This is a genomic window from Dyadobacter sp., assembly GCF_039919315.1.
Classification (GTDB): domain Bacteria; phylum Bacteroidota; class Bacteroidia; order Cytophagales; family Spirosomataceae; genus Dyadobacter.
Genome location: NZ_JBDSFX010000051.1, coordinates 118400 through 136283, shown reverse-complemented (window position 1 = coordinate 136283; position 17884 = coordinate 118400). Strand labels below are relative to the sequence as shown.

General features: G+C 43.1%; 19 protein-coding genes and 2 pseudogenes. 13 read left to right on the top strand and 8 right to left on the bottom strand.

The window, feature by feature from the left end; translation table 11 throughout:
* Positions 1-263: 263 nt before the first annotated feature.
* The 9 genes and pseudogenes from ABIO93_RS14280 (at position 264) to ABIO93_RS14240 (ending at position 7308) form a co-directional block, all read left to right on the top strand.
* Entirely contained in the window at positions 264-638 is a 375-nt protein-coding gene (locus tag ABIO93_RS14280) for a transposase (RefSeq protein ID WP_348068736.1), read from the top strand.
* 47 nt (positions 639-685) lie between these two features.
* Positions 686-1108: a transposase gene (locus ABIO93_RS14275; RefSeq protein ID WP_348068734.1), complete on the top strand. Its 423-nt coding sequence runs from the start codon at positions 686-688 to the stop codon at positions 1106-1108.
* Positions 1071-1664, top strand: a pseudogene (locus tag ABIO93_RS14270) (transposase). The gene ABIO93_RS14275 and the pseudogene ABIO93_RS14270 overlap by 38 nt, the downstream one beginning before the upstream one ends.
* A 110-nt stretch (positions 1665-1774) precedes the next feature.
* Positions 1775-1963: a hypothetical protein gene (locus ABIO93_RS14265; protein ID WP_348068732.1), complete on the top strand. Its 189-nt coding sequence runs from the start codon at positions 1775-1777 to the stop codon at positions 1961-1963.
* Between the two features lie 225 nt (positions 1964-2188).
* Positions 2189-2296: pseudogene (locus ABIO93_RS14260) on the top strand (DDE transposase); the annotation flags it as partial.
* Between the two features lie 244 nt (positions 2297-2540).
* A complete protein-coding gene (locus ABIO93_RS14255; protein WP_348068730.1) occupies positions 2541-3956 on the top strand; it encodes a Gfo/Idh/MocA family oxidoreductase in 1416 nt (471 codons plus the stop codon).
* A 51-nt stretch (positions 3957-4007) separates the two neighbouring features.
* Positions 4008-4775, top strand: coding sequence for a glucosamine-6-phosphate deaminase (locus tag ABIO93_RS14250; RefSeq protein WP_348068728.1), 768 nt, complete (start codon positions 4008-4010; stop codon positions 4773-4775).
* Positions 4776-4852: 77 nt separating this feature from the next.
* Positions 4853-5995, top strand: a complete 1143-nt coding sequence (locus tag ABIO93_RS14245; protein ID WP_348068726.1) for a DUF5009 domain-containing protein — start codon at positions 4853-4855, stop codon at positions 5993-5995.
* A gap of 8 nt (positions 5996-6003) precedes the next feature.
* Complete coding sequence (locus tag ABIO93_RS14240; protein ID WP_348068724.1) at positions 6004-7308, top strand: alpha/beta hydrolase family protein; 1305 nt, start codon at positions 6004-6006, stop codon at positions 7306-7308.
* Here the strand turns inward: ABIO93_RS14240 and ABIO93_RS14235 are convergent, their stop codons facing one another.
* From ABIO93_RS14235 to ABIO93_RS14220, 4 genes are all read right to left on the bottom strand, one after another.
* Positions 7309-8385: a winged helix DNA-binding domain-containing protein gene (locus ABIO93_RS14235; RefSeq protein WP_348068722.1), complete on the bottom strand. Its 1077-nt coding sequence runs from the start codon at positions 8383-8385 to the stop codon at positions 7309-7311.
* Positions 8382-9053 carry a 2-C-methyl-D-erythritol 4-phosphate cytidylyltransferase gene (locus tag ABIO93_RS14230; protein ID WP_348068720.1) on the bottom strand — a complete coding sequence of 224 codons (672 nt, stop codon included), beginning with the start codon at positions 9051-9053 and terminating at the stop codon, positions 8382-8384. The genes ABIO93_RS14235 and ABIO93_RS14230 overlap by 4 nt, the downstream gene beginning before the upstream one ends.
* An 89-nt stretch (positions 9054-9142) precedes the next feature.
* A complete protein-coding gene (queA, locus tag ABIO93_RS14225; RefSeq protein ID WP_348068718.1) occupies positions 9143-10192 on the bottom strand; it encodes a tRNA preQ1(34) S-adenosylmethionine ribosyltransferase-isomerase QueA in 1050 nt (349 codons plus the stop codon).
* 201 nt (positions 10193-10393) lie between these two features.
* Entirely contained in the window at positions 10394-11896 is a 1503-nt protein-coding gene (locus ABIO93_RS14220) for an acetyl-CoA carboxylase biotin carboxylase subunit (RefSeq protein ID WP_348068716.1), read from the bottom strand.
* Positions 11897-12118: 222 nt separating this feature from the next.
* On the opposite strand from ABIO93_RS14220, the gene ABIO93_RS14215 reads away from it, so the two are divergent.
* The 3 genes from ABIO93_RS14215 to ABIO93_RS14205 all read left to right on the top strand — a co-directional run bounded on the left by ABIO93_RS14215 (position 12119) and on the right by ABIO93_RS14205 (position 14849).
* On the top strand, positions 12119-12904 hold the full coding sequence (locus tag ABIO93_RS14215; protein WP_348068715.1) for a hypothetical protein: 786 nt from the start codon (positions 12119-12121) through the stop codon (positions 12902-12904).
* 236 nt (positions 12905-13140) lie between these two features.
* The gene (locus ABIO93_RS14210) at positions 13141-14412 is read left to right on the top strand and encodes an aminotransferase class I/II-fold pyridoxal phosphate-dependent enzyme (RefSeq protein ID WP_348068713.1); all 1272 of its coding nucleotides are present in this window, start codon (positions 13141-13143) and stop codon (positions 14410-14412) included.
* Between the two features lie 257 nt (positions 14413-14669).
* The gene (locus tag ABIO93_RS14205) at positions 14670-14849 is read left to right on the top strand and encodes a histone H1 (RefSeq protein ID WP_348068710.1); all 180 of its coding nucleotides are present in this window, start codon (positions 14670-14672) and stop codon (positions 14847-14849) included.
* 56 nt (positions 14850-14905) lie between these two features.
* Here ABIO93_RS14205 and ABIO93_RS14200 read toward each other — a convergent pair whose 3' ends face one another.
* From ABIO93_RS14200 to ABIO93_RS14190, 3 genes are all read right to left on the bottom strand, one after another.
* Positions 14906-15319, bottom strand: coding sequence for a MaoC family dehydratase (locus ABIO93_RS14200; protein ID WP_348068708.1), 414 nt, complete (start codon positions 15317-15319; stop codon positions 14906-14908).
* Between the two features lie 137 nt (positions 15320-15456).
* Positions 15457-15837 carry an HPF/RaiA family ribosome-associated protein gene (locus ABIO93_RS14195; RefSeq protein ID WP_348068704.1) on the bottom strand — a complete coding sequence of 127 codons (381 nt, stop codon included), beginning with the start codon at positions 15835-15837 and terminating at the stop codon, positions 15457-15459.
* A 229-nt stretch (positions 15838-16066) separates the two neighbouring features.
* A complete protein-coding gene (locus tag ABIO93_RS14190; RefSeq protein WP_348068702.1) occupies positions 16067-16369 on the bottom strand; it encodes a DUF4286 family protein in 303 nt (100 codons plus the stop codon).
* Between the two features lie 98 nt (positions 16370-16467).
* On the opposite strand from ABIO93_RS14190, the gene ABIO93_RS14185 reads away from it, so the two are divergent.
* Complete coding sequence (locus ABIO93_RS14185; RefSeq protein WP_348068700.1) at positions 16468-16887, top strand: cytochrome B; 420 nt, start codon at positions 16468-16470, stop codon at positions 16885-16887.
* A 97-nt stretch (positions 16888-16984) separates the two neighbouring features.
* Here the strand turns inward: ABIO93_RS14185 and cysM are convergent, their stop codons facing one another.
* Positions 16985-17857 (bottom strand): cysteine synthase CysM, encoded by an 873-nt coding sequence (gene cysM, locus ABIO93_RS14180; protein WP_348068698.1) that lies wholly within the window; start codon positions 17855-17857, stop codon positions 16985-16987.
* Between the last annotated feature and the right edge of the window lie 27 nt (positions 17858-17884).

Below are 17884 nucleotides of genomic sequence, written 5' to 3'. Positions count from 1 at the left end.
CCGATGATACTTGGATCAAACCTGGTAAAGTAGGTAGTCGCCACAATACCATTAAAAACGCCGTCCTGATAAGGGATGGCGTTTTTGCGTTTAATCAAAGCACAATCGATCAGAATGCGGAGTCAATCCACTCTATGCTTAACTTCCCGGATCAAGCCGAAAAGTTGTGGGGAATCTAAATAATTAACTTCCCGCCAAGAATTGGATCAGTCCGAAAAGTTGGGGGGAAGGTAAAAAAGTAGTTTTTTTGCAATGAGTCAATTTTGAATACATTGCAAGAGTCTTATTTATCCCTAGTCCGTTTCCTATTGCCCGAGGGTATCCTCGAATATTTTGAGCTTTCCAAAATCGTCGAAGCCATTCCAGGCCCACATATTTACCTGGAAGAAAAGAACCTTCCTCCTACCGAATACAAAGACAAAAAATTAGAGTCGAAGGGCTTGCTTCCGGAGATTTACATTCAGGATTTTCCGATTCGCAATCAGCGCGTTACGCTCTGTATCAAGCGCAGACGCTGGGAAGTCAAAGACACTGGCGAGATTGTCAGCAGGGACTGGAATGTGGTGCAACAAGGAACGCGAATGACAAAGGAATTCGCGGATTTTTTAAAACCGGGCCGCCGGGCGGGGTTGTATTGACAACCATCCGGTTAGCTGTTCGCAGTTAGGCAAATACTTCCATTTAGATGGTAAACAACTTCAAGAGCCGTACAATCGGACCGCCGAAGCGAAATCATATCAGCGATTACAAGGATTGGAATCAACGCGAACATGCGGCAGAATGGCTTTTGTACCCTGAAAATGCGGGTCCATATTTGAGCATCGACGAAACATCACTTTGCAATGGCGAGCTTTATACGATTGTAACCAATAAGGCCGCAAAAGGCCGTAAAGGCTCTTTACTAGCAATGGTGAAAGGCACAAAAGCAGCATCAGTAATTGAGATTCTACGAAAAATCCCCAAACGGATACGGAGTAAGGTACGCGAAGTAACCCTAGATATGGCCGCCAATATGGGGCTGATTGTAAGCCGTTGTTTTCCAAAGGCATCCAAGGTCATTGACCGTTTTCATGTCCAGAATCGGACCGCCGACGCGGTTGGCTTATGATGCAGTTCAGGAAGTCAGGATCGAGTACAGGTGGGAGGCATTGGATCAGGAAAATCAAGCTATTGAATCTGCAAAGCAAGCTAATTTGCCTTATCAACCTGAAATTCTTGCCAACGGTAATACATTGAAACAATTGCTGGTAAGGAGCCGGTATCTGCTTTTTAAACATCGTAACAAGTGGACTGCTTCACAAATTCAGTGTTCCAGATTGCTCTTTGAGCATTACCCACTCATAAATCAAGCCTACGAGCTGGCAACAGGGTTAGGGACAATCTTTCGGACTGGTAAAACCAAAGAACAAGCCTTCAAAAAGTTGGCATTGTGGTATAATGTTGTCGAAGATTGCGGGCTTGAATCCTTCAAAACCGTAGCCAGATCTATCTAGATGCACTATCTGGACATCCTAAACCGCGCGGCGGACCGCTTCTTCAACAACAGAGGTACAAATGCGTCTGCGGAATCTTTTAACGCTAAAATCAAAGCTTTCAGATCTTCTTCGAGAGGTGTTCGAGATATTCCATTCTTCTTATTCAGGCTTACTAAACTCTATGCTTAACTTCCCCCCAAAGAATTTGGCTTGATCCCAAGAATTCAACTTGATCCTCCAAAACTTGTGGAGCGCATAAGATTTATCTAGGTTTGTGTTTTTAATCAAACCTATTAGTTTTGGAGAGCTTCATGCCTATCGTTCAGTTTCTATTACCCGAATTCATTTTAGAAAATTTCAATCTTACTTACGTGGACAAGGACAGCGAGACATTTCATGTTCGCATTAAAGAAAAGAATGCGGCCGACACTGACCCTGAAAAGAAGAATTTACTCTCCAAAGGTTTCTTTCCCACCATTACCGATTAGGATTTTCCGATACGGGGACACAAAGTTTTTCTTCACATCACACCGCGCAGGTGGCTAAATACCAATACTGGGAAAGTGGTTTACGGGGACTGGATCGAAGTAGCAGAAGGAACGCGGATGACGAGTGAGTTTCCCGCTTTTTTATCGGATCTCCGAAGCGAACCAGTCTCTCCCGTGGTGAGCTCTATACTATTCTTACAAATAAAACCGCCAAGGGGGTTAAAGGCGGCCGCCGAATCATTTAATGCGAAGATCAAAACATTCCGGGTCCAGTTCAGAGGGCTTCGGAGCGTAGAATTTTTCCCTTACCGCCTCACTCAGCTATATGCTTAATCCAAGTTAGTCCACAACATTCGGACTTGATCCGATAAATCTTTATTTAATCGGTCTTTTCAAAGACAAACTCTTGCATTTCGTTATGACTTGAAAATAATAGAAGGTTAGCAATGAATGACGTTCTGTTATCGATAACGTTCTCGCTACTATTTAATCGAAATAGCTGGATTGGCGCTATAAAACATTGTAAAATTGTGAATGTAAGATATATATGTTTGGCGCATGTAACTTTAAAGGTACAATGAAAAAGAGGGAATTTTTGAAAATAGCTGGTTTTAGCGGGATAGGGCTCGCCGGTATCAGTATCGCTGCTCACGCAGAGGCATTGAAACTATCGCAACAGCATATGTCTGCTAACCGCAAACAATATTTTAACATGAGCGGTTATGCGGCGCCTAAAATCGATACGATCAAAGTCGGTTATATCGGTTTGGGGAATCGCGGCGGTGGCGCTATTAAGAGAATTGTCCACCTTGAAAATGTACAGGTTAAGGGTGTTGCGGATGTCGTGCCTGAAAAGGCAAGTAATGCAAAGAAGCAACTTGAGGAAGCAGGCCACAGTCCTCAGGTATATACCGGATCCGACAACGCCTGGAAAAAATTGTGTGAAAGCAGCGATGTAGACCTCATATATATCTGTACTCCATGGAACCTGCATGCGCCTATGGCACTATATGCTATGGAGCATGGTAAACACGTGGCTGTAGAGATTCCGGCAGCAACTACTGTCGATGATTGCTGGAAGCTTGTGGAAACTTCTGAAAGGACAAAGAAGCATTGCATGATGCTTGAAAACTGCTGCTATGATTTCTTTGAATTACTAACATTGAACATGGCGCGACAGGGATTTTTCGGGGAAATTGTCCATGTAGAAGGCGCTTATATTCACGATATCTTTGATTCTCTTTTTCAAAAGGAAAAAAGATATGATCTATGGAGGCTGAAAGAAAATCAGCGAAATGGGAACCTGTATCCTACTCACGGACTAGGCCCTGTTGCCCAGATTCTCGACATTAACCGGGGGGATAAAATGGATTACTTGGTTTCCATGGGCAGCAATGATTTCATGCTGGAAGCGAAAGCAAACCAACTTGCGGCAGAAGATGCAGCATTTAAGCAATTTACCGGTAAGAAGTTCAGAGGAAATATGAACACTACCACCATTAAGACGAGCAGAGGAAAGACCATTATGTTGCAACATGACGTGTCTTCTCCCCGCCCTTATTCACGTTTGCATTTGATTAGTGGTACCAAGGGGACCGCCCAAAAATATCCATTACCCGATAACAGCCTGCCTGGTAGAATATCTCATGGACATGAATGGCTCAGCGAAAGTGATTTCAAAGTACTTGAAGCCAAGTACCAGCCGGAAATAATAAAGAAGGTGGGAGAGCTTGCTAAAAAGGTAGGTGGGCACGGGGGAATGGATTTTCTGATGGACTGGCGATTAATCGACTGCCTGAGAAACGGCCTGCCGTTGGATCAGGACGTTTATGACGCCGCGTCTTGGAGTGTTATCTCACCGTTGAGTGAATGGTCGGTAGCGCATAAATCGAACTCCATTGACATTCCGGACTTTACAAACGGTTCATGGAAGAGCAATACACCCGTTGACATTACATTGAAAGCAGGTGGAAATACGGGTGTAAAGTCATAATTTCCGTAACACGCGGGATCTGTTTCAGTTTTGATTAAAAATTTATTGTAAATGAAAGTAGTAATTTCAGGTACCAGCGAAGAGCTAGGCCACGAGGCTGGACGCTACGCAGGAACATTGATACGAAATGTGATCAGTGAAAAAGGACAGGCTAGCATTATCCTGGCCACAGGAACCAGTCAGTTTGAAACGATTAATCAGCTAATCAAAGAAGATGGGATAGATTGGTCGAAAGTTACCATGTTCCATTTGGATGAGTATATTGGTCTACCGTTATCTCATCCTGCCAGTTTCAGGAAATATTTAGCAGAGCGCTTCCTCGCAAAGGTGCCTCAGTTAAAAGCCAGTTATCTGATTAATGGAGAAAATGATGTTACAACTGAAACAACACATTTAGGTAAAATCATCGGCGGGCACCCGATTGATGTTGCTCTGGTAGGCGTTGGAGAAAATGGACATTTGGCTTTCAATGATCCTCCGGCGGATTTTGACACGGAGAAACCATATTTAATTGTGAGTTTGGATGAGCCGTGCCGCAAGCAGCAAATGGGTGAGGGGTGGTTCGGTTCATTGGATGAAGTTCCGTTACAGGCTATTAGTATGTCCGTTAGACAAATTATGAAATCTGCCCACATTGTGTGCTCTGTTCCCGATGCCAGGAAAGCACTAGCGGTAAAAAATAGTCTGGAAAATCAAGTGAGCAATCTATTTCCTGCAAGTATTCTGCAATTGCATCCTAGCTGTACTTTTTTTCTTGACAAACATTCAGCCCAGCTTTTACCTGAGCGGGCATTACAGAATGGCAGCCTTTCCAGGTAGGCAACGGGAATATTGTAAGATCGGGAGGTAAAAAACAGTAACTGAGTTACTTCTATTAAAAATAAAAAGAAGAAACCATGGAAGCCACATCTGCAACTATCAAGCCTGAGATCAAAGAATCAAGCAAACCCACAAGACTTGCATCGATTGATGCCTTGAGGGGGTTTGATATGCTCATGATTTCCGGTGGTGGTGCATTCATTTTCCTTTTGGGAGGAAAAACAGGTATTTCATTTATCGATGCAGTTTCAGCGCAATTTGAACATCCCGAATGGCATGGCTTCACGTTCTTTGATTTTATTTTCCCTCTATTTTTATTTCTGGCAGGCACTTCACTTACTTTCAGCATTTCAGGTGGATTGGCTAAGGGAATAGCACAAAGTGAGATCAGGAGCAAGATTTTTAAAAGAATGCTTATCCTGATTGCGCTGGGGATATTGGACAAAAATGCTCCCATGGACATTTTTGACCCAGCTCATATTCGATACGGAAGCGTGCTGGGGCGGATCGGTCTCGCTACCTTTATCGCTGCAGTGCTTTACATAAAATTCAATTGGACGCAAAGGCTTTATATTGGGATAGGTATCCTGGTATTGTACTATATGGCGTTAATCCTGATTCCAGTTCCGGGATTTGGATCGGGTGACCTGTCTTTTGAAGGAAATCTGGTAGGTTGGGTGGACAGAAATTTTATGCCTGGCAAATTGAAACAGGGGACTTATGATGAACTGGCACTTATCACCCAGTTTCCATCACTTTGCCTTACCATCTTCGGCACCCTTGCGGGCGATATCTTGATACGGATGATTTCTGCCGAAGACAAACTCAAACGATTACTAGCCCTGGGATTAACCGGAATCATTGCGGGACTGCTTTGGAACGGGCTTATTCCAATCAATAAACACCTGTGGTCGAGTTCATTCATTATGCTAACCAGCGGAATGGCCTTCATAATACTATCCATTTTTTATTGGGTCATCGATGTGAAAGGGTTTAAAAAATGGTCTTTTTTCTTTCGTGTCATTGGAATGAATTCACTGGTTATCTATCTGACAGTGAGATTTGTTGATTTTAATGCTTCATCCAAATTACTTTTTGAAGGTATTTACAAACATTCACCAGAACAGTGGCACGAGGTATTCAATGCGCTGGGTGGATTTGTACTGGTGTGGCTCTTTCTCTATTTTTTATACAGGCACAAAATATTTGTCAAAGTCTAATCAACCTTATGAAACATGAGCCTTTAAAAAAGAATGAAGATCGAATGGCCAGAAGGCAGTTTGTTAAATCTTCAATCTTGTCTGCATCATTGCCTTTTTTATTGGAGACAAATACGCTGGCAAATGTTTTTTTCACAAATACTAAAAATGTCGCTTCGATGGCATCAGAAAAAAGTCTTATAGGAGGTTACGGGCAATGGGCGGCTGGACTGCAACCCAAGGTACCGTCACTTTCATTCAGAAATAATAAATGGACTAATCAGGCAGCCTGGCAGAAAGAGGCAGTAGCGAGGACTAAGGAATTGATTTCAAGTCCGCCCAAAACGGTTGCTCCCAAAGTTACAGTTCTCAAAAAATACGTCTACGACGGGCTGGAAATTGAAGAAATTACCTGGAAACTACCTTATGGAAGGCCTACCAGTGCGGTGATACTGAAACCACAGGGTGCTACCAAGCCGCTACCGGCCATTCTTGGATTGCACGATCATGCCGGAATGAAATATTTTGGATATCGCAAAATTGTGAAAACATCGGATGACCAGCATCCGATGTTGCAGGAGCATCAGGTTAGTGATTACGGCGGGAAAGCCTGGGCCAACGAGATTGCGAAAAAAGGATACGTAGTCCTGGTGCACGATACCTTTGCTTTTGGTAGTAGACGGGTGTTTTTTGAAGATGTGAAAGGCCTAAATTGGGGAGCAGTAGATACGGCTGGTAAAAGTGATCTGGATCCGGAAAAATCCGAAAATATTGCAACGTATAACAGTTGGTCGTCAGAACACGAGCATGTGATGAGCAAATCATTGTTCAGCGCGGGTACAACGTGGCCGGGTGTGTTTTTGTCGGAAGATCAGACGGCGCTTGACATTTTGAGTAATAGAAAAGATGTCGATCCTAAACGTATAGGGTGCGGCGGTTTGTCTGGCGGCGGCTTACGAACTGTTTACCTGGCAGGTCTGGATCCACGAATTAAATGTGCTGTTTGTGTGGGTTTTATGACGACCTGGACAGATTTGATCTTAAACAAATCTGTCAATCACACCTGGATGACCTACACGCCATTACTCCCCAATTATATTGATTTCCCTGAGATTTTAGGCCTGAGGGTTCCCTTACCCACATTGGTTCAGAATAACAATCAGGATGAGTTATATACTTTGGAAGAAATGAAAAAGGCAGACGTTGTTTTAGGCGATGTTTACAAAAAGGCAAATGCTTCGGAAAAGTATATGGCCAAATTTTATGACGGTCCGCATAAATTCGATGAAGCCATGCAGAAAGATGCCTTCGAATGGTTTGACAAATGGTTATGATCAAAAGGTTACCGTAACGTTCCGGGATAGATACTTACCAAATTTTTTGGCTTCTGTCTCTATCGTTTTCTTTTTGCTTAAACTCAATTTGCCGAACGCAAGTATCTGGATTTCGACGGTTTCTTTCTTCAATATGCGTTTCCAGATCCCCTCAACCCTGCCATTAACCACAATGGTAGGCATGAACATGCCGTTGTTGCCCGGGACAATTCTGGAAGAATGGGCGGCCGCGAGAATTAAGGAGCGATCCGTGTATCCCAACATATATTCATCGAATCCGGGGAGCAAATAGACCAAATTGGGTTTGACTTCGTCGTTCGCTTCCATAGATGACCAATAGGTTTTACCATCTATTTCAAAATGCTGGAGTTGAAAAGAAGCCAGCTTCAGTCCCTCACGCGCATCCGAAAGTTTCAATCCCGACCACCATTCAAAGTCCTTAACCGTTGCAGGGCCGTGACCGTTGAAGTAACGTAGCGCCAGTTCTGCAAGGGCTTCTTTTCCTTCTAGATTTTTGGAAAATGGCACCCATTCTTCGAATAATGTATAGGTAGGCTGTTTTTCATGATGCACACCATGACAAAGGACCTGGTTTTGCGCCAAATGATTGATAATGTGGATACCACGTTGACCTGTGGTAGTTATGCCATTATTTTCCAGCAATTGATATACTTCATTTCGCATGAGCTGCTTTCCGCCTTCCATGGCTTTGAGAAGCAGATCCATGCTTTTGTTAAAGACCTGTTCATCCAGTTCCAGTTGTCTGTTACGGCCAGCTGATCCGCTGATGATGCGTGGCGTAAGCAGTCTCAACATCCATCGTGCATCCTCGGACGCGACAAAATGTAGTGTTCCACGCATGGGCCAGGTACGAATAATCGCTTTGCTGGCAATCGCTTTATCAACATCAGATTCCTTAAAACCCGGTAAACGCAAACCTAATGACCATTTAGCACCAGAATAGTCCTGGGCCTGAACCGCAACGAGCCACGAAACTACTTGTGCTGCAGTCTTGAATCGGGAATCCGAGATGAGCTGGCTTTGTAGACGCAGCAATGGAATATCATCAACAGTCATGGATTAAGATATATTTCTGCCCAGCGTAAATCTTCCGGTGTTGTGATCTTAATGTTTTCGTAGGCACCATCAATCATTTGAATGCTATGGCCGGCCGATTCCAGAACACTTGCGCAATCTGTGAACACTTCCTGGTAAGGTTGGGAAAAAGCGGCACGCATCCAATCCAGCCTGAAAGTTTGGGGAGTCTGTACCAAACGGAATTTTGTCCTGTCCTCAGCCTTATTGCTGGTTTCGGTTGATACGGAACGAATGGAATCTTTTAACGGAACACTTACAACGGCTGTTCCATATCGCGCTGCTTTTTCAAAACTATCGGCAATAATTTTTTTACTGATAACGGGCCGTACGCCATCATGCACAGCGACCAGTCCGGACGGGCTGTCTATACTTTCCAAGCCATTTTTAACAGAATGGAATCTCGTCTGCCCACCAGGTATCAGACTGTATTTTTCGGTGAAAGAATGTTCATAACAGAGCTGGTACCAATATTCAAACTGGTCTTCGGGCAGGACAACGATGATATTAAGATTTTCCGAATAAGCCCTGAAAGCTTGGATCGTGTACATCAGGATGGGCTGATGCTTGATGAGCAGGAATTGCTTGGGAACATCGCTTTGCATTCGACTTCCACTTCCACCGGCGACAATAATTGCGTATTCCTGCATATATCAGCGGATTATTAAAAAATGGTCATTTACGCATCAGGATTTAACCCCTTGACCATAAATGACCGGACTCTTGTGTTGACTTAGTGCTAGATAATCAGCATTGCGTCACCGTATGTGAAAAATTTATATTTCTCCTTAATAGCAAGATCGTATGCTTTCATTACCAGATCAAATCCTCCGAACGCACAGGCCGACATCAGCAGGATTGATTCAGGAAGCTGGAAGTTTGATAAAAGCGCATTGGCAATTTTGAAATCGTAAGGAGGGAAAACAAATTTATCCGTCCAGCCTTCAACTGCTTTCAGATGCCCACTTGCAGAAACTGATGATTCTACCGCTTTCAAGGATGTAGTACCAACAGCACAAATGCGTTTTTTCGTGTCAATCGCAGCATTTACAATGTCAGCGCTTCCCTGTGTGATCCGGTAATTTTCAGAATCCGTTTTGTGTTTTGTCAAATCCTCAACATCCACGGTACGGAAAGTACCCAGACCAACGTGCAAAGTAACCGGGGCAAAATTTACGCCTTTAATTTCAAGACGTTTCATGATAGCTTTGGTAAAATGCATACCAGCTGTTGGGGCAGCTACTGCGCCCACATGCTCAGCAAAGATGGTCTGAAAACGTTCACGGTCAGCAGTTTCCACCTTACGGCGCGAAATGATTTCAGGAGGAAGCGGAGTTTCGCCCAGCTCGTCTACCAATTTCATAAACGCATCATTATCTCCATCATAAAGGAAACGGATCGTACGTCCGCGAGAGGTAGTATTGTCGATTACTTCGGCTACCAGGTCGCTATCTCCGAAATACAGCTTGTTACCTACCCTTATTTTACGTGCTGGATCTACCAAAACGTCCCAAAGCCGCATTTCACGGTTCAACTCTCTTAGCAGGAATACTTCAATTTTAGCACCGGTCTTTTCTTTTTGCCCATATAAACGGGCGGGAAAAACCTTCGTGTCGTTAATGGCCATTACATCACCGTCGTCAAAATAATTGATCAAATCGGCGAATGTTTTATGCTCAATTTCTCCTGTTTTTCTGTGAACGACCATGAGGCGGGACTCGCCGCGGTCTGAAGGGTGAAGTGCAACTAAACTTTGGGGAAGATCAAACTTAAATTCGGATAGCTTCATAGCTGGATAATCAGTGAATATCTTTAGTCGTAAGACAATATGTCAATTTGCAAGTCACTCTAATGAAAGAAAATACAATAGCAGGAATACTTGCATAGGGGTTCCAAATTCTATAATTTTTACGTAATTGACATTACAAAAAATTAAGACCGCAAAAGTAGGAAATTTTTTCGGCAAATTCAATAGTGGTCATGGGTTTTGTTATACACGAAGTCGGCGGGATTTCCATTTTGAAAAAATTTCGGCTGATAGCTCATTTTGAGTGAGTTCATTTTCTTTTTTATTCTTTGTAAGTATCCCTGAAATAATAGCCGCCAGCTGAATCGCATCTTCATTAGAATGGCTTTTTAAAATTTCCGGGTCAAAATGTCGAGCTACGAAATTGGTATCAAACCTTCCTGAAGTAAATTCCTCGTGATTCATCACAAAACGGCAAAACGGCAGGGTAGTCTGTACACCTGAAATTTGGTACTCGTCGATGGCGCGGATCATTTTGGCGATAGCTTCCTCCCTGTTTTGACCATAAGTAATGAGTTTAGCGATCATAGGGTCGTAGTAAATAGGAATTTCCATACCTTGTTCAAAGCCGTCGTCTACCCGGACGCCATTGCCATCAGGTTTTACATACGTGTGTAATGTTCCCACATCCGGCAAAAAATTGTTGGCCGAGTCCTCTGCATATACTCTTACTTCAATGGAGTGACCTTTAATCGCCAGATCTTCCTGCTGAATTTTCATAGTATTACCTTCTGCGATGAGGATCATTTGTTTCACGAGATCAATGCCGGTAATTTGTTCGGTTACCGGATGCTCTACCTGTAACCGGGTATTCATTTCGAGAAAATAAAATCGGTGGTCCTCATCCATGATAAATTCCACGGTACCTGCACCATAGTAGCCGCAAGATCTGGCCACATCTACTGCACACCTCCCCATTTCTTTCCTGATTTCGGAAGTGATCGAAATGGAAGGAGCTTCCTCCACCACTTTCTGATGCCGCCGCTGTATCGAGCATTCCCGTTCGAATAAGTGAATGATATTGCCATGGTGATCCCCTAAAACTTGTATTTCAATGTGTTTTGGGGACGAAATGTATTTTTCGATAAATACAGAGCCATCGCCAAATGAAGATAATGCTTCGCTTACTGCCCGGTCCATTTGTTCGTCAAATTCGGCTTCATTGCTCACCACCCGCATGCCTTTCCCGCCGCCTCCGGCACTTGCCTTGATGAGGATCGGATAACCTATCACTCCTGCCAGTTCTTTGGCCTCCTGCCGGTCTTCAATGGCTTCCGCAGTGCCCGGTACCATCGGAATGTTGTAACGCGACGCGGCCTGCTTGGCGGCCAGCTTACTTCCCATTATCTCTATGGCCTCAGGTGACGGACCAATAAAAATAAGCCCGGCCTCCTGTACTTTTCTTGCAAAAATGGCATTTTCAGACAGAAAACCATATCCGGGATGTATCGCGTCCACATTGAGATCTTTACAGACCTGCAGGATCTTGGCCATATTCAGATAAGATTCAGTAGAAGGCGCCGGTCCGATGCAAATTGCCTCGTCGGCGTAACGCACATGTGGCGATTTGCGATCGGCTTCGCTGAAAATGGCTACCGTCGCGATATTCATTTCCCTGGCCGTGCGCATGATACGCAGGGCGATCTCGCCACGGTTGGCTACCAGAATTTTTTTGATTTGAGGCATTTATTCAAATAAGGACTGTATCAATGGTTGTAAGTTAGCAAAAGAATTGTTTCTAATACACCCTACCACCTGCAACTGGAAATAGCATGCCTACCGTTGGATCATTGAGTTCTGGCCGTTGGATTTTTGGAGGAGCGTCACCGATGTATATATCAATCAGGCCATCGTAATTTGGCCTTCAGTTTTAACGAAAACAACACTATTATGTCAACCAAAGTCACAATGCACAATTTACTCTGGTTCGTTTGTTTCCTTACATTGCTATTCGTCAATGGCGCATGTAAGAAAGATGAAGCTCAATTGGGACCAGAGCCAATACCTGTACCCATGGGTGATGAAAGATTGTTAAAGCAGTCAAGTCTGCATTTTGGTGTAGATTCCATAGCATACAATGCCGATAAGATGCCGGAAAGGTTGTTAATAGCTGGACCTGGTGACTTGGTGACTATGACTTATTCGGGTAATATTGTTACTTATAGAAATCTTAAATTTGGCAAAGCATTTGCAAAAAGGGTGTATGAGTTTGAAAATGAGGTTGTAAAGAAGTCAACTTTCTATGCTGTGGGCAAAGAAGGGAAGGAGACTGAATCAGCGGCGAATACATACTTTTACAAAGATGGGAAATTGATCAAAGACGTGTATTCCGCAACGGACCCGTCTGTCCAAGGCTTTTACATCGAATATTTTTACGATAGCGCCAATGAGAATGTGAGCGTTAAGAAAGTACATGACAAAGCAGGAAACCTTTTGGAAAAGACCACATTTGAATACTCGGATATTCTTGATAAGTCAGGATTCATAAATCAATGGACATCTAATATGGATGGGACATTGTTTCCAAGAAAATCGAAATATTTAAAAATAAAGCAAGTTGTTGAAGGAAACAACTCAGTACAAACATCGACTTTCACATATACCCTTGACGCGCAAGGTTATGTAATCAAAGGTAAGCGAGTAGATGACAACGGTATACAAAAGGAAACTGAATGGACAAACACCTGGCAATGAAAATTTCAGGAAATCATTAAAAACAGATGATTTAGTAAAATCCCGGCAACGCGTCGGGATTTTTTGTTGGTGGGAGAATATCCGATTTATAACCTTAGCAAGCGTGGTATTTTTATTATTTTACTAACTTACAATCAAGGGCAAGGTTAGGATTGTATTAAATTAAGCGTATTTTCTTTAATTTTGCATTTATCTAACATTTATAACATTGGTTACCCAACATTAAATAAAAGAGAGTGGATATTTTCGAGAAATTGCGCAACAACTCAGGCCCCATCGGGACACATGCCAAAATGCTGAATAGTCATCACTATTTTTCTTTTCCTATGCTGGAAGGGGAGTTGGGACCGCGCATGAGATTTATGGGTCGTGAGGTGTTGAATTGGAGTCTTAATAATTACCTGGGGTTGGCCAATCATCCGGAAGTAAGACAAGTGGATGCAGAAGCTGCGGCGAAATGGGGACTTGCATATCCAATGGGAGCCCGGATGATGTCCGGAAATTCTACTCTGCATGAAATTTTTGAAAAGGAATTAGCAGAATTTGTCGGTAAAAAGGATGCTTTTCTTTTGAATTATGGTTACCAGGGTGTTATGTCTGCCATAGAGTGTCTGTGCGATCACCGCGACGTGATTGTTTATGATGCCGAATCACACGCATGTCTGATCGATGGTATCCGTCTGCATAAAGCCAAGTTGGGTGAATACTACAAGTTTAACCATAATGATATGGCTAGCCTTGAAAAGAACCTGATCCGTGCGACTAAGCTCGCCAATGAAAAAGGAGGCGGAGTACTGGTCATTACCGAAGGAGTTTTTGGTATGTCGGGCAAAGTTGGTGACTTGAAAGCGATTGTTGAGTTAAAGAAAAAATATCAATTCCGGTTACTGGTTGACGATGCGCACGGTTTCGGGACCATGGGCGAAACCGGAGCGGGGGTAGGCGAGTTATTGGGCGTTCAGAAAGAAGTGGATCTTTACTTCTCCACCTTCGCGAAGTCAATGGCGGCAATCGGCGCATTCATTGCGTCCGATGATCCAGAGATTATTATGTTCCTGAAATACAATATGCGCTCTCAAACCTACGCAAAAGCACTTCCAATGCCATACGTAGAAGGTTGTCGGAAACGTCTTGAAATGATCAAGACCATGCCGGAACTACGCTCTAAGTTGTGGGAGAATGTAAAAGCGATGCAGGATGGTTTGCGCGGACGAGGATTCAATATTGGTGAAACCGAATCTCCGGTAACACCTGTTTTCCTTCACAGCGAAGGAGGTGTACCCGAAGTTACCCGGATGGTGCGCGATCTTCGCGAAAATATGGGTGTTTTCTGTTCGATTGTGGTTTACCCTGTTGTACCAAAAGGACAGATCATGTTGCGGATCATTCCAACTGCTTCTCATACATTAGATGATGTGGAATATACATTAAATGCATTTACCACTTTGGCTGAAAAGTTGAAGAACAGAGTGTACCAGGCAGACGATGTCCAGGAAGTGGTAGAATAGCAATAATCGGCATTTTATGCTTTCAGAGGGCTTTTTCCAAAAAAGCCCTCTTTTTTTGTCTTCTTAATAACAAATTAAATTATTGTTAAATAATTGATATTCAGTATTTTATGTATTTGCAAATAATTAATTGCATTTTAGGAGTGTTTTTTTTTGTTTTTTCGGTTGCGCAAATGCTTTTAATTACTAAATTTCGGTCAAAACATGCGTTTTTGGCGTGTTTTAGGCATTTTTAAACTAAAAAACTGATAACAAAAATGGCAAGATTTGATGAAGTTAAAGAGTTGATCCTTTCGCTAGAAGGCGATTTCGATAAGTTTTATGCAAAAGGTAACCAGGCAGCTGGTACGCGTGTTCGTAAAGGCATGCAGGACCTTAAAACGTTGGCTCAGGATATTCGTTCGGAAGTTCAGAATAAGAAGAACGAGGGCGAATAATTCTAGAAGCACACAGAAAATTTTTGAGCCCGGGTCAAGCGACCCGGGCTTTTTATTTAGAATTTCTCCTGATTTATCATCGTCGCGACTCCCCTCGTCACGACTTTCTTTGTCGTCGCGTCCACAATTTCTGTGGAGATTTCTGCAATATGCTTTTCAGCATTGATAGACTGGATCTTGAAAATCGCTTTATAGTCTGTCTCCACAAACATAGGTCTCAAAAATTCAAGTGTCTGCTTCAAATAAATAGATCCAAAACCGGGAAACTGCGTACCCAGCACTCTGGTAAAAATGGTCGCTCCCAGCATTCCGTGAATGATCGGCTTTTTAAAAGATGTGGTTGCCGCGTACTCGGCATCGAGGTGAATGGGGTTATTATCCCCTGTCAGGTCCGCAAAACGTTGTACTTCTTCCTGGGTAATCTTGAACGGTTCCTCAAATGTGGCACCTATAACCGGTTCGATATGCATAGCAAAATGGATTACTGTTACTGATGGTCAAAATTCGCTGAATTATATGACTGATACAAACCTAGCAGAATGATCGGCCCACAAACAAAGAAAGCCGCCCTTTCGGACGGCTTTCATGTTACAATATCTATATCTGATTATTCTTCGGTTTCCTCTGTCAGAACTGTAACGCCTTCTTCTTCCACAACCGCCCCGTCAATAGTTTTGGGCGCTCTGGCGTTGTTACGCTTGTCTTTAAACTTTTTAACCTGCATTTTGAGTGTATCTACAGCCAAATCCGTCGCCTCTTCAAATGTCGTCCCCTGTTCTCTCACAAACATGGTTCCTCCGGGAACATAGAGTTTAACTTCCAAAAGTTTAGTATGTAACTTAGCACTATCACTTTTATCGAGCTTAAGAAATACCTCCCCACTGGTAATACGGTCATAAAACGTATCTAGTTTATCTAATTTTTGTTGAATGAAAACCAACAATTTGGGATCGGCATCAAAATGAATTGCTTGCATCTGCAGTCTCATAAGCACTTTGTTTTAAGGTAAAACATATTTCCAACCGTGTTTCACAATATTTATGCCGGGAGTTCTGTTCAGTCTCAAATTCTTGCAGAATTTAAATATTTTGAAGCCGACTCCCGCTAAATTTGCCTTAACGGTATATTAAATAAAGGGAAATATTAAGTTAATGTCAAGTAAAAGACATTGTTTTTACACATATTTCTTTTGGCCGAAAATGCAGTAAAAAAGGGGTTTATGCTTCCTCTAAAAGTGTCCGAAAGGAAACATATTGACCATTAAAAAGCCCGTGGTGACGTTCCAGGAAGGCATCCTGATGATGGGTCTGATAAGCTAGAAAATCCTCCATAGTCCTGAATGTAAACTGGGTAGTGTAAGTAGCTCCCTCGTTCTCTATTTCAGTAAGCAAGCGAAGCAGCCGGCAGTCCATTACAGGGTTCACCAACAGTATTTCAGGAATGTGAATTGTTTTCATATAATGAAGCCAATCTTTTTCTGCTTCGTAACTGATATTGATCGTGATGTTGTAAATGATCATGTATTTAAAATTTATTGACGCTTGATCCGGCAAATATCCGGTTTAATCTCGATTGGGCGTTACATTTGCTTACTTATTCACCATAAACAGTTTTAAGCATGAATATTCTTCTACGTGCCCATTCGGGCCTCCGTTATGTGGTATTAGGATTATTAATTGCAGCCATCATCGCCGCCTACACCAACTGGAAGCAAGCCAAGCAGGGAGACAGCAAAATTTATCTTTTCGCGCTCATTGCTACGCATACTCAACTTTTGATCGGGCTGATACTTTACTTCATGAGCCCAAAAGTAAACTTTGACCTCATCAGCGAAAAAGTGTTCCGGTTTTATTCCATCGAACACGTGTTCATGATGATCATTGCCATCGTACTGATCACATTGGGGAGGGTTCGTTCGAAAAAGTTGAGTGGTGCCGATAAGCATAGAACGGTTTTGTTCTTTTACGCAATGGCGCTTATCATCATTCTTGCCGCTATCCCCTGGCCATTCAGGAATTTAGGATCGGGCTGGTTCTAAGTGGCGTTGGCAGTAGGCTGTCAGCCTTTGTTTGACAGCTTACTGCCAACTTTAAATATTCTTTTTTGATTGTCGAAAGCCGATGGATAAAAGCTCACTAGCCAAACAATTCACTCGAAAGATAGCGATCTCCCCGGTCGCAGATAATGCATACGATCACTCCTTCTTTCAATTCTTTGGCTAGTTCAATGGCGGCCCAGGTTGCGCCCCCACTGCTCATTCCGGCAAAAATAGCTTCTTCTTTTGCCAATTTACGCGTCATCAGAGTGGCATTCTCCTGAGTCACTTCCATAACCCGGTCCACGCGGCCACGCTCGAATATTTTTGGTAAATATTCCACAGGCCATTTTCGGATACCCGGAATGCTTGAACCGTCAGTAGGCTGGCAACCCACAATCTGTATATCGTCATTTTGTTCTTTCAAATAGCGGGAAACGCCCATTATGGTGCCCGTAGTACCCATTGATGACACAAAATGGGTGATCTGCTGATCAGTATCCTTCCATATCTCGGGGCCGGTAGTTTTGTAATGTGCTCTCCAGTTGTCGGGATTTGCAAACTGGTTCAGCATGAAATAGCTATTTTCTGCCGCCTTTTCCTCCGAGAGGTCGCGTGCGCTCTCCATCGTTTCGGTCAGTACCACTTTCGCACCGAAGGCTTCCATTGTCAGTACCCGTTCCCTGGTAGAGCTTTGGGGCATAATGAGTTCTATTTCAAGGTCGAAAAGTCGTGCGATCATCGCCAATGCGATCCCGGTATTACCGCTGGTAGCCTCCACCAATTTCATTCCCGGTTTAATTTCCCCCCTGTCCAGGGCACCTTTGATCATGCTATATGCAGCCCTATCCTTTACACTGCCTCCTGGATTATTACCTTCCAGCTTTCCGAAAACTCTTACATTGGTATTGGGATTTATTCTTTTTAATTCAACAAGAGGTGTATTACCGACCAGTTCAAGAAGTGAGGACATTGTATTATTAATTCGTGGTGTTTACTA

Coding starts and splice junctions, on each gene's coding strand:
- ABIO93_RS14275 (WP_348068734.1), top strand. CDS start 686: ATGGTAAACAACTTCAAGAGCCGTACAATCGGACCGCCGAAGCGAAAT.
- ABIO93_RS14255 (WP_348068730.1), top strand. CDS start 2,541: ATGAAAAAGAGGGAATTTTTGAAAATAGCTGGTTTTAGCGGGATAGGG.
- ABIO93_RS14250 (WP_348068728.1), top strand. CDS start 4,008: ATGAAAGTAGTAATTTCAGGTACCAGCGAAGAGCTAGGCCACGAGGCT.
- ABIO93_RS14245 (WP_348068726.1), top strand. CDS start 4,853: ATGGAAGCCACATCTGCAACTATCAAGCCTGAGATCAAAGAATCAAGC.
- ABIO93_RS14240 (WP_348068724.1), top strand. CDS start 6,004: ATGAAACATGAGCCTTTAAAAAAGAATGAAGATCGAATGGCCAGAAGG.
- ABIO93_RS14235 (WP_348068722.1), bottom strand. CDS start 8,385: ATGACTGTTGATGATATTCCATTGCTGCGTCTACAAAGCCAGCTCATC.
- ABIO93_RS14230 (WP_348068720.1), bottom strand. CDS start 9,053: ATGCAGGAATACGCAATTATTGTCGCCGGTGGAAGTGGAAGTCGAATG.
- queA (WP_348068718.1), bottom strand. CDS start 10,192: ATGAAGCTATCCGAATTTAAGTTTGATCTTCCCCAAAGTTTAGTTGCA.
- ABIO93_RS14220 (WP_348068716.1), bottom strand. CDS start 11,896: ATGCCTCAAATCAAAAAAATTCTGGTAGCCAACCGTGGCGAGATCGCC.
- ABIO93_RS14215 (WP_348068715.1), top strand. CDS start 12,119: ATGCACAATTTACTCTGGTTCGTTTGTTTCCTTACATTGCTATTCGTC.
- ABIO93_RS14205 (WP_348068710.1), top strand. CDS start 14,670: ATGGCAAGATTTGATGAAGTTAAAGAGTTGATCCTTTCGCTAGAAGGC.
- ABIO93_RS14200 (WP_348068708.1), bottom strand. CDS start 15,319: ATGCATATCGAACCGGTTATAGGTGCCACATTTGAGGAACCGTTCAAG.
- ABIO93_RS14195 (WP_348068704.1), bottom strand. CDS start 15,837: ATGAGACTGCAGATGCAAGCAATTCATTTTGATGCCGATCCCAAATTG.
- ABIO93_RS14190 (WP_348068702.1), bottom strand. CDS start 16,369: ATGATCATTTACAACATCACGATCAATATCAGTTACGAAGCAGAAAAA.
- ABIO93_RS14185 (WP_348068700.1), top strand. CDS start 16,468: ATGAATATTCTTCTACGTGCCCATTCGGGCCTCCGTTATGTGGTATTA.
- cysM (WP_348068698.1), bottom strand. CDS start 17,857: ATGTCCTCACTTCTTGAACTGGTCGGTAATACACCTCTTGTTGAATTA.